The following is a 10,174-nucleotide window of genomic DNA, read 5'->3' as shown; positions in this document are numbered from 1 at the left end:
GACTCTCAATTTCCGATTGCTCAATTCGCAAAGCATTTCTTTTTGACTATAAAAACTCAAAATATGAAACTCTTACTACTTGGCTCAGGCGGCCGCGAACATGCTCTGGCATGGAAAATTGCACAAAGCTCAAAAGTTGAGAAATTGTACATCGCTCCGGGAAATGCCGGAACACGCGAAGTTGGTGAAAATGTAGCTATCAAGGCTGACGACTTTAATGCCATCAAACAGTTTGTCGTTGAAAACAAGGTTGACATGGTGGTAGTAGGTCCGGAAGATCCATTGGTAAAGGGTGTATATGACTTTTTCCGCGACGACGAGGCATTGAAGTCAATCCCTGTTATCGGTCCTTCTAAGGCAGGTGCTGTGCTTGAAGGAAGCAAGGAATTTGCCAAAGGATTCATGCAGCGTCACAACATCCCTACAGCAGGCTACAAGAGCATTACAGCCGAAAACCTTGAAGAAGGATTGGCTTTCCTTGAGACTCTTGAAGCTCCATACGTGCTTAAGGCTGACGGATTGTGTGCCGGAAAGGGTGTATTGATTCTCCCTACACTGGAAGAGGCAAAGAAGGAGCTGAAAGAAATGCTTGGCGGTATGTTCGGAAGTGCTTCTGCCACAGTAGTTATCGAAGAATTCCTTAGCGGTATAGAATGTTCAGTTTTTGTTCTTACAGACGGAAAGAACTACAAGATATTGCCTGAAGCAAAAGACTACAAACGTATCGGCGAAGGCGACAAAGGTCTTAACACAGGAGGTATGGGTTCTGTTTCACCTGTTCCGTTTGCAAATGCAGAATGGATGAAGAAGGTGGAAGACCGCATCATACGTCCTACAGTAGAAGGTCTTGCAGAAGAAGGTATCGACTATAAGGGATTTATCTTCTTCGGACTTATCAACGTGAAGGGCGAACCAATGGTGATAGAATACAACGTACGTATGGGTGACCCTGAAACAGAAAGCGTGATGCTCCGTATCAAGAGCGACCTGGTTGACCTGCTCGAAGGTGTTGCAGAAGGCAACCTCGACCGGCGTGTTCTTGAGATAGACCCTCGCTCGGCTGTATGCGTTATGCTGGTATCAGGAGGCTATCCTGAAGCATACGAAAAAGGATTCCCTATGAGCGGTATCGAAGATGCAAAGGCCGGTGGAAGTATCGTATTCCATGCCGGAACAGCTGTTAAGGACGGACAGGTCGTTACAGCAGGAGGACGTGTAATAGCTGTAAGCTCTTACGGCGCGAACAAGGAAGAAGCTCTGGCTATGTCGTTCCAGAACGCCGGTAAAATACAGTTCGAGAAGAAATATTTCCGTTCAGACATAGGTTTCGACTTATAATATATCATGCGTAACCGCTTTCAATATCATATAGCTACCGGAAGACTGACACTTCCGGTAACTATCATATTATCTGTAATTCTGTGGATAATTGGTTTCAATGACAAGATGGAAGCCGTTTCCTTCCTCATAGGAGGTCTGGTAACATACCTGCTGGTAGAGCTAAACACATCGTTTGCCCTCATAAGAAGCCGCTCATCATTGCCCTCTGCCTTATTTGCCGTACTGTATTCGGCATCATTGTTTCTTCATGAATATGGCAAAGGGGAATGCTGGATTCTGCTGCTTTTCATGGGAAGCCTTTACTGCCTTCTGAGAAGTTACGAATCGAAAAACGCTTCTGCATACATATTCCATGCATTCCTTTGGCTGGCTATAGCAAGTCTTATAAAGCCAGGAATAATACATTCTGCTCCATTGTTGCTCATAACGATGTCACAACTCAGAGCATTAAGTACACGAACATTCTTTGCAGGAATAATAGGATTATGTACTCCATATTGGATTATAACCGGATATGACATATATTCAGGCAGCAGTCCGATGGTTTACACATGGTTTGACAATATTCTTAAATGGGACATTGACACCTACAGAAATATACCGTTACAGCATCTGATAACCACCGGATGCGTCTTGCTGCTATCAGCCCTCAGCGGTATATTCAGTATAATAACTTCACAGAGCGACAAAGTAAAAAACAGAATCATAATAAGTGTAATCAACACTATTGGGATATATGAAACAATATTGATAATAGCACAACCTGTAATGTTGAAATCCGTACTGCCTATAATAATAACAATGTGCGCATTGCTGTACGGATACATAATGATACAGAAGAGCAACAGATTCACATATCTCTTTATGATAGTGTCGTTTGTTGTAACAGCATTGATGGCTGTATATAATATAATGAGTCACTTTGCTTTTAATTTTGGATTTTAAAAAATATGGATACAGTACTTCAGTTTCTTACGGAATGGGGTTATTGGGGAATGTTCATATCGGCATTCCTGGCGGGAACGGTATTGCCGTTCAGCTCTGAAGCTGTACTCTTGGCATGCATAGGACTTGGACTGGACCCGATACTGTCCACACTCTCGACTACAGCCGGAAATGCCTTAGGCGGATTGACATGCTACTGGATAGGACATTTGGGTAAGATGGAATGGATAGAAAAGTATTTGGGAGTCAGCAAAAAGCAGATGGACAAAGCCGAAAGGTTTATCAAGGGACGGGGTTCGTGGATAGCATTCCTGTCGTTCCTGCCGGTAATAGGTGATGCCATACTGGTAGTCCTCGGGCTTATGAGAGCCAATGCCGTTATAGTGGCCATATCCATGACTATAGGCAAGCTGGCCAGATATGCCATCTTGGTGGCTACAACCCTAAAACTGATATCCTTATAACAAAATATGACAGTTATGGAAATAGAAAAGACTGCTGACGGAAGCTATACCCTGTTCGTTCCGGAACTGGACGAACATTACCACTCGGTGAAAGGAGCGCTTACCGAATCGGAACATATATTCATCAATATGGGACTGAAGCATTCATCAGCCCCAACACCACGCATACTTGAAATAGGTTTTGGAACAGGACTGAATGCTTTCCTTACATCGCTTGAAGCTGAAAAAGACAACAGAAGCATATTCTATACCACAATAGAGAAATATCCTTTAGATATGGAAACTATAAAGCTTCTTGACTATCCTGAACTTATAGCACCCGAAGAGAGCGAGCTGTTTTACTCTATCCACAACGCCGGATGGAACTCACCGCAAACCATATCCGGAAATTTCACTATCGAAAAGATAGAAGGCGACTTTACGGAATACCGTTTCAGAAATGGCTACGACATTATCTACTTTGATGCCTTCGCTCCGGAAAAACAGCCGGAAATGTGGAGCCAGACGCTGTTCAACAATCTGTATGAAGTATTGAATGATGGCGGAATACTGACCACATATTGCGCAAAGGGAGTAGTCAGACGCATGCTTCAGGAAGCAGGTTTCATAGTAGAACGTCTGCCGGGTCCTCCGGGAGGCAAAAGAGAAATACTGAGAGGAACGAAAAAGGCTACGGACAAATAGTATATATCCTTTAAATTTTAACGTAACATGAAAACATTATTACCTATAATATGTCTGCTTTTAGCTCTATCGTCATGCCGGAATACCGAAAAGAACGACAAGCCTACAATAACTGTCACCATAGAACCGCTAAGATACTTTACAGAAGCGATTGCAAGCGACAAGTTCAACGTAGTAAGCATCGTACCCGAAGGCAGCAGTCCAGAGACTTATGACCCTACACCGCAGCAAATGGTGAATCTGAACAAAAGCATCGCCTATCTGCGCATAGGATATATCGGATTCGAACAGTCGTGGATAAGCAAACTGCAGGAAAACTTCCCGAAACTGCCATTCTACGACACTTCTGCCGGAGTGAACCTGATTCATCAGCAATGTTCTCACTCTCATGGCAATAATGGAGAGCACGGCATCGAACCGCACATCTGGAACTCTACGGAGAATGCCAAAATAATAGCCAACAATATCTGCAATGCATTGGAGGAAATAGACAACAAGAACTCTGACTACTATCAGCATAAGCTTGACAGTATTACGGAGATCATAGAAAGGATCGACAATGAGATAAGAAACATAATATCAGGAGCCGAGAAAACATTTCTTATCTACCATCCTGCACTGACATACTTTGCAAGGGACTACGGTCTGGAACAGATAAGCATAGAAGAAGGCGGAAAAGAACCATCGCCGGCACATCTGCAGTCGCTGATAAAACTGTGCAGGGAGAAGAACGCTAAAGTGATATTCGTACAGCAGGAATTCGATATGCGCAATGCAGAAACAATAGCCAAGGAGCTTGGTGTGAAAGTCATTCCTGTAAACCCTCTGAATTATAACTGGACAGAAGAAATGACAAACACCGCCAAGGCACTGTGTACAAAATAGAATACAACCGGAAATAAATGAACAACAGCATAATTAAAATAGAAAACCTGTCTGCCGGTTACGACCGGAAGACTGTCCTTCACGACATAAATCTCGAAATATCCGAGAAGGATTTCTTAGGCATCATAGGGCCGAATGGCGGTGGAAAAACCACTCTCATGAAGGTCATATTAGGACTTCTGAAGCCATCGGAAGGAGAAATCAAATTCTATGACAATGGAATGCCTGTCGAACAGTTGGAAATAGGCTATCTGCCACAATATAACTCGATAGACAAAAAGTTCCCTATATCAGTCTACGAAGTTATACTTTCGGGACTGAACAGACAGAAATCACTGTTCAGCAGATTCACCAAAGAGCACTATGAGAGAGTGAAGGAAACCATTTCAATGATGGGACTTGAGGGTCTGGAAAACAAGCCAATAGGGCAACTGAGCGGCGGACAGATGCAAAGAGCCTTATTGGGCAGAGCCATCGTTTCAAATCCCAAAGCCATCATCCTGGACGAACCAAACACATACATAGACAAGCGTTTCGAGGCCAGACTATACTCACTGCTTGAAGAAATAAACAAACAAAGGGCTGTCATTCTCGTAAGTCATGACATAGGCTCTGTGCTTCAAACCGTCAAGAGTATAGCCTGCGTAAACGGCACCTTGGACTATCATCCTCAAAGCGAAGTCTCAGCCGAATGGATAGAGGAGAAACTCCAATGCCCAATCGAACTTTTAGGACATGGGGAACTGCCACACAGGGTGCTTAAGAAGCATAATCATGATATGCTGTAATACTATGTGATTTTTACTTTCACATCTTTCACAGAAAATAAAAAAGAATAAGCTAATCTAACAATGATGAGATTTTTTTCTTTAAATTTAATCGTAGCAGATCTTCTTTCTCAAGTTCGAGTTCTACTACAATTTTAGCTTTATTAATCTTCTTTTCATTATTTCCTGTTGTATCCAAATTTGTCTGTTCTTTTTTTATAGAATAGAGTTGAGCAAAATCATAATCCAATGCTACCGATACATTATATAATGTGTCGGTATCAATACTTTTTCTACCTAACAGGTAGTCCACACTTTGTGGGCGTATATTTAGTCTTCGTGCAAGTTCTGCCTTAGTTATTTTCTTTTCAGACATTACGTCCGATATAATTTCACCAATATAGATATTACTTTTTTCCATAATAGTAAAATTAGCCGTTTTTTTTCACTTAAATACTTTTTAAAATCCTATTATATCTGTTTTTATCCTAATTTTTATCCTATTATATTTGTTTTATCAGTTATTTTTTGATACATTTGTCGCGCATTGAATATATTTTGATTATAAATTACAAATACTAATATAAAAAACACTTAATCATGAAAAAGGTTTTATTATTCTCAGCAGTGGCTATTGCCACATTTATGATGGTAGGATGCAAAACAGCACAAGTACCTAATGACTATCAGGCATTTTTAGCTTATCAGCAACAAATGCAGAAGAATGAACAGACTCCACAGTGGGAAACAAATCAGCCCAAAAGACAAAAAAGAGAAGTTGACGAATGTATCACTTTGGCTACCGAAAACAGTGGCAGTTTCAGAGCATATGGAGAAGGAAAAAGTTTCCGTGAAGGTATTGCGATGGAAAATGCAGAAATGGATGCTGTAATAAGAATGGTTCAGCAAATACAGACTGCAGTAGAAGGAGCAAGAGACAGGTATAGAGGCTCTGCAGCTAAGAACCTATCAACAGCTGATGAGGAACGCATACAAAGCCACATAAGACAATTTGTTGTGGGTACTACCGGATACAGGATAATTAAAACCAATCTTTATGATTTGTCTGATGGAACAGTACAGTGTTATGTTTGCATTGAACAGAAAATAAACACTGATGATATGGCAAAAAAACTCTCCAACGAATTATCGGATGATGGAGTATTAGGTATAGAATTCAACCGTGATAGATTTGCCGCATCAATAAAAGAAGATTTGGAAAAATACAAAGCCGAACAACGCGCCAATCTACAATAACAGACAATATGAATAAGCTATTTATAACTTTCATTTTGTTATGCCTGTTTGTTAACTTATATGCACAGACTTCCATAACAAAATCAGACAAATATGTACCACAATGGATGTCGCATCTGCCTAAACCTTCAAATCCGTCATTCATGTATGTTGTGGTAACAGCAGAAGCGTCTACACTTGAAGAGGCAAGGGAAGCTTGTGTAAAAAGATTAGCCGACAATCAGCAACTTAGGCGAAGCGTTACTGTAAATATGGACAGGGAAAGCGTACAGAATGTTCACCAGTCTGTTACGAATGGAAGATTAAACGAAACAATAAACACCTACTCCAAAGTAAAGGTAAACATAAAAGGTAAGGAAGTGGAACTTACAGCAAACCGTATAGATGAATACTGGGAAACTGCAAGAATAGGATGGCAGAACATGTATGTATGTCACACTCTGTTTGCTGTTGCTACTTCAGAACTGCCTGTACTGTTTGACAATGTAACATTCAGCCGTAAATACGGTATCAGAGGATTTGCACGCTCCATAATACCCGGATGGGGACAATTATATAAAGGCCAGAAAGTAAAGGGAGCCTGCATTATGGGTGGTGAAGTATTGCTTATCGGTGGTATAATAGCAACAGAAAGCCTAAGAAGCTCGTATGTAAAGAAAATGAAAGAACAGCCGAAATTCTTCCAAAAATATAATTCTAAAGCCGATAATTGCGAAAATGCCAGAAATATATGTATTGGTGCTGCTGCAGCATTGTATGTCTATAATCTTATTGATGCTATTGTTTCACCCGGGGCAAAACGTACGATAGTGAGAAAACAGGAATTTCCACTCATACAGCCGGTGGCAAGCAATGACTTCAGCGGTGTTTCATTATCATGGAGATTTTAATCTTTAAATATAAACTTTTAAAATAAAACAAAGATGAGAAAATTGTATTCACTTATAGTATTGTTTGCTATAGTATTATTAAGTTCGTGTGCGAAGGATGAAGTAAATCCATTCGGCAATATCTATGGAGTTGTTGTTAACAGTAATACATCTGAACCTATACAAGGTGCAAGAGTAACTCTTACTCCTACAGGAAAATCAACAGTAACAGGTAATGACGGTTCATACGAGTTTGTTGACCTTGAAGCGGGGGCATATAAGGTCACTGTTCAGGCTGAAGGATATTCTTCTACAGTAAAGAATGTAACTGTTGTTGCCGGCGAAAGAGCCATTGGTGACGTTTCATTGTCTGCTAAACCGCAGAATACGAAATTAGGGGTAGATAAAGATATTGTAAATTTTACGAAAGATATCAGTTCTAATACAATATATATACAAAACCTTGGAAATGCAGGAGATATCGACTGGGAAATAACAAATATTCCTTCATGGCTTGATGTTTCCCCTGTAAAAGGTTCAACAGGTGTCGGGAAATCAAGCGCAGTTACTATTAAATTAAACAATACATTTACAGGAAAGGCAAATTGCAATATTACTATTAACACATCAGGGGAATCTGTAAGTATCTTTATTGATGCCGATAAAACTGTAGAAGGTGGAAATACTGGTGGAGACGGTGACGGAGAAACAAGTGGTGATTATTCAAGTGCTAAAACAGAAACTTGTGATCCTGAAATTGAGATTGGAATAGTAAGTTGCAAACGCTCAAGTTCGAATGTCGTGTTTAAGTTCTTCGTAAAGAACATAAGAGAGAAAGATTTTTCAGATGTTAGATTATACACAATAGGTGGCACATGGGGAGGTAATGTATTGGATGACCAGTCAAACTCTTACGATTATAATTCTACATATCTTAAGTTTGCAGGGAAAAATCCTTCTTCTGGTTGTGTGAACACACCATTAGTGTCTGGATTGGAAACACAAGGCGAACTTACAATCAAGAATGTGCCGGCAGCAGTAAAGAGTATGGCACTCATTGAGATTGCTATTTCTAAATACAACGATGGAGGCACTTTTTCAGAACGTACAATAAAGTTCAAGAACGTCCCAATTTATTAACAAATAGTTAAAAATATCCCAGCATAATCCGATACCACAATATCAGATTATGCTGTTTTCGCTTTTATTAAACCCTACAACTATGAGAATACAATCCCTTATCATCATAATCTCTGCATTCTTCACTCTAAACCTTAGCGCACAAATCTCTATGGAGGAGTATAAGAAAAAAAGAAAAGCAGAACTGGAGCAATACAAGAACAGAGTAAAAACCGAGTTTGAAAAGTACCGAGAGAAAAGAAACAGTGAATTTGCAAAACTTATCTCACAACGCTGGAAAGCCATACAAGATTATAAAGGACTGGAGCCACCGGTAAAACCTGAACCGGTAAAACCTATCATAAAAGACAGGAATGAACCTAAAATTCCACCGGTAAAGATTCCTATTGACAAAATAACAAAGATTCCTAAACCGGAAAAAAGAGTACCATTAAACATACCGCCGGGTACAATTCCACAAGATGAATGCAAAAGCATGTTCTCTTCAACTTTCTACGGAGCACAAATTAGAATATACAGTGACAAAGAGGACATAAGAATTAAACTGAAAAGTATCGACGAACAGGAGATAGGAAGGGCATGGAATGAACTGTCCGATGGAAGAATGGAAGAGGTTGTCAACAATTTCCTGATACACAGGGAGAGAATGAAGCTGAACGACTATACTTTCGCAATAATGGTAGGAAAACTTTGTTACGGCTATTACTCTATGAGCAAAGAAGGTGAAGGCGGACGAAACGAAGCCGTTCTAATGCATGCATACGTTCTGGCACAATGCGGATACGACGTAAAAATAGCAAGAAAGAACTCCGACCTATTTCTGCTGCTTGCCATAAGGGAAACCGTATATAAGAAAAACTATCTGACAATAGGAAACAAAAGATACTACATAATAGAAGAATATGGAGGAAAAGGTTCATACTACACATTCACTCACGACTTCTCACCTATGTCACAAAGCTGTTCAGTGCAGATATCAGAAAGAATACAGTTAGACGATTTCGCTAAAGAATCAAAAGAAAAAGTATTCGCTTCGAAAAAATATCCGGATTTGGCTATAAAGGCAAGTGTAGACACCAATCTGATGAAACTATATAATGACTATCCTATGATGGATTGGGAACTTTACGCCAAAACACCGATGAGCACATCATTGGAAAACAAACTGCTGCCTACATTGCGACAGATGACAGGTGGAAAGTCAAAAGAAGAAGCAACAGGTATAATCCTTAATTTCGTACAAACAGCATTTGAATACAAAACCGATGAAGAACAGTTCGGATATGAGCGGCCGTTCTTCGTCGATGAGCTGTTCTATTATAACTATTCGGATTGCGAAGACAGGGCTATACTGTTTTCATACCTTGTCAGAAAAGTTCTGAACCTCGATGTAGTACTGTTGTACTATCCAAACCATCTTGCAACTGCCGTAAAGCTGCCATCATACAATAAAGGTGATTATGTAAGCCTCAACGGACAAAGATACACAGTTTGTGACCCTACATATATTAACGCCGGCATAGGTGAGGCTATGCCACAATTCAAAAACGTGAAAGCAAGGGTTATTGAATTATAATAACAGTACATTTCAGAACGCTTCGTCATTTGAGTTTAAACGCTTCGTCGTTTTACTTCAAATGACGAAGCGTTTAATTTTAGGAGTTTTTCAACCATAAATATAGCAATTCAAAAAGAAAAAACTCACATAAAATTTGGAAGATAACGTAAAAAGATAGTATCTTTGCCACGCATTTCGGAAGAAAGCAATAAAGTTTGGACTATGGTGTAATGGTAGCACAACAGGTTTTGGTTCTGTTTGTCC

At 40.0% G+C, this 10,174-nt stretch carries 11 protein-coding genes; 10 read left to right on the top strand and 1 reads right to left on the bottom strand.

Annotation, left to right across the window (positions count from 1 at the left end):
- Positions 1 to 63 precede the first annotated feature (63 nt).
- Genes purD through QZ379_RS10700 form a run of 6 tightly spaced genes read left to right on the top strand, consistent with a single transcriptional unit; the run spans position 64 to position 5,107 of the window.
- Positions 64 to 1,338, top strand: coding sequence for a phosphoribosylamine--glycine ligase (gene purD, locus QZ379_RS10725; RefSeq protein ID WP_291564341.1), 1,275 nt, complete (start codon positions 64 to 66; stop codon positions 1,336 to 1,338).
- A 6-nt stretch (positions 1,339 to 1,344) separates the two neighbouring features.
- A complete protein-coding gene (locus QZ379_RS10720) occupies positions 1,345 to 2,286 on the top strand; it encodes a hypothetical protein (protein ID WP_291564337.1) in 942 nt (313 codons plus the stop codon).
- Positions 2,287 to 2,291: 5 nt separating this feature from the next.
- Positions 2,292 to 2,750, top strand: a complete 459-nt coding sequence (locus QZ379_RS10715) for a YqaA family protein (RefSeq protein ID WP_291564335.1) — start codon at positions 2,292 to 2,294, stop codon at positions 2,748 to 2,750.
- Between the two features lie 15 nt (positions 2,751 to 2,765).
- The gene (gene mnmD, locus QZ379_RS10710; RefSeq protein WP_291564332.1) at positions 2,766 to 3,434 is read left to right on the top strand and encodes a tRNA (5-methylaminomethyl-2-thiouridine)(34)-methyltransferase MnmD; all 669 of its coding nucleotides are present in this window, start codon (positions 2,766 to 2,768) and stop codon (positions 3,432 to 3,434) included.
- A gap of 27 nt (positions 3,435 to 3,461) precedes the next feature.
- Positions 3,462 to 4,319, top strand: coding sequence for a zinc ABC transporter substrate-binding protein (locus tag QZ379_RS10705; protein WP_291564330.1), 858 nt, complete (start codon positions 3,462 to 3,464; stop codon positions 4,317 to 4,319).
- Positions 4,320 to 4,336: 17 nt separating this feature from the next.
- Entirely contained in the window at positions 4,337 to 5,107 is a 771-nt protein-coding gene (locus QZ379_RS10700; protein ID WP_291564327.1) for an ABC transporter ATP-binding protein, read from the top strand.
- A gap of 52 nt (positions 5,108 to 5,159) precedes the next feature.
- Here the strand turns inward: QZ379_RS10700 and QZ379_RS10695 are convergent, their stop codons facing one another.
- Entirely contained in the window at positions 5,160 to 5,507 is a 348-nt protein-coding gene (locus QZ379_RS10695; RefSeq protein ID WP_291564325.1) for a helix-turn-helix transcriptional regulator, read from the bottom strand.
- Between the two features lie 179 nt (positions 5,508 to 5,686).
- Here QZ379_RS10695 and QZ379_RS10690 point away from each other — a divergent pair, with 179 nt between their 5' ends.
- From QZ379_RS10690 to QZ379_RS10675, 4 genes are all read left to right on the top strand, one after another.
- Entirely contained in the window at positions 5,687 to 6,343 is a 657-nt protein-coding gene (locus tag QZ379_RS10690) for a hypothetical protein (RefSeq protein WP_291564322.1), read from the top strand.
- Positions 6,344 to 6,351: 8 nt separating this feature from the next.
- Positions 6,352 to 7,233, top strand: a complete 882-nt coding sequence (locus QZ379_RS10685; protein WP_291564319.1) for a DUF5683 domain-containing protein — start codon at positions 6,352 to 6,354, stop codon at positions 7,231 to 7,233.
- A gap of 33 nt (positions 7,234 to 7,266) precedes the next feature.
- On the top strand, positions 7,267 to 8,352 hold the full coding sequence (locus QZ379_RS10680; RefSeq protein WP_291564316.1) for a carboxypeptidase regulatory-like domain-containing protein: 1,086 nt from the start codon (positions 7,267 to 7,269) through the stop codon (positions 8,350 to 8,352).
- Positions 8,353 to 8,434: 82 nt separating this feature from the next.
- Positions 8,435 to 9,928 carry a hypothetical protein gene (locus QZ379_RS10675; protein WP_291564313.1) on the top strand — a complete coding sequence of 498 codons (1,494 nt, stop codon included), beginning with the start codon at positions 8,435 to 8,437 and terminating at the stop codon, positions 9,926 to 9,928.
- Positions 9,929 to 10,174: the final 246 nt, after the last annotated feature.

The organism is Bacteroides sp. (assembly GCF_019417265.1).
Taxonomy (GTDB): Bacteria; Bacteroidota; Bacteroidia; order Bacteroidales; family Bacteroidaceae; genus Phocaeicola.
This window is presented reverse-complemented; position numbering and strand designations above follow the sequence as displayed.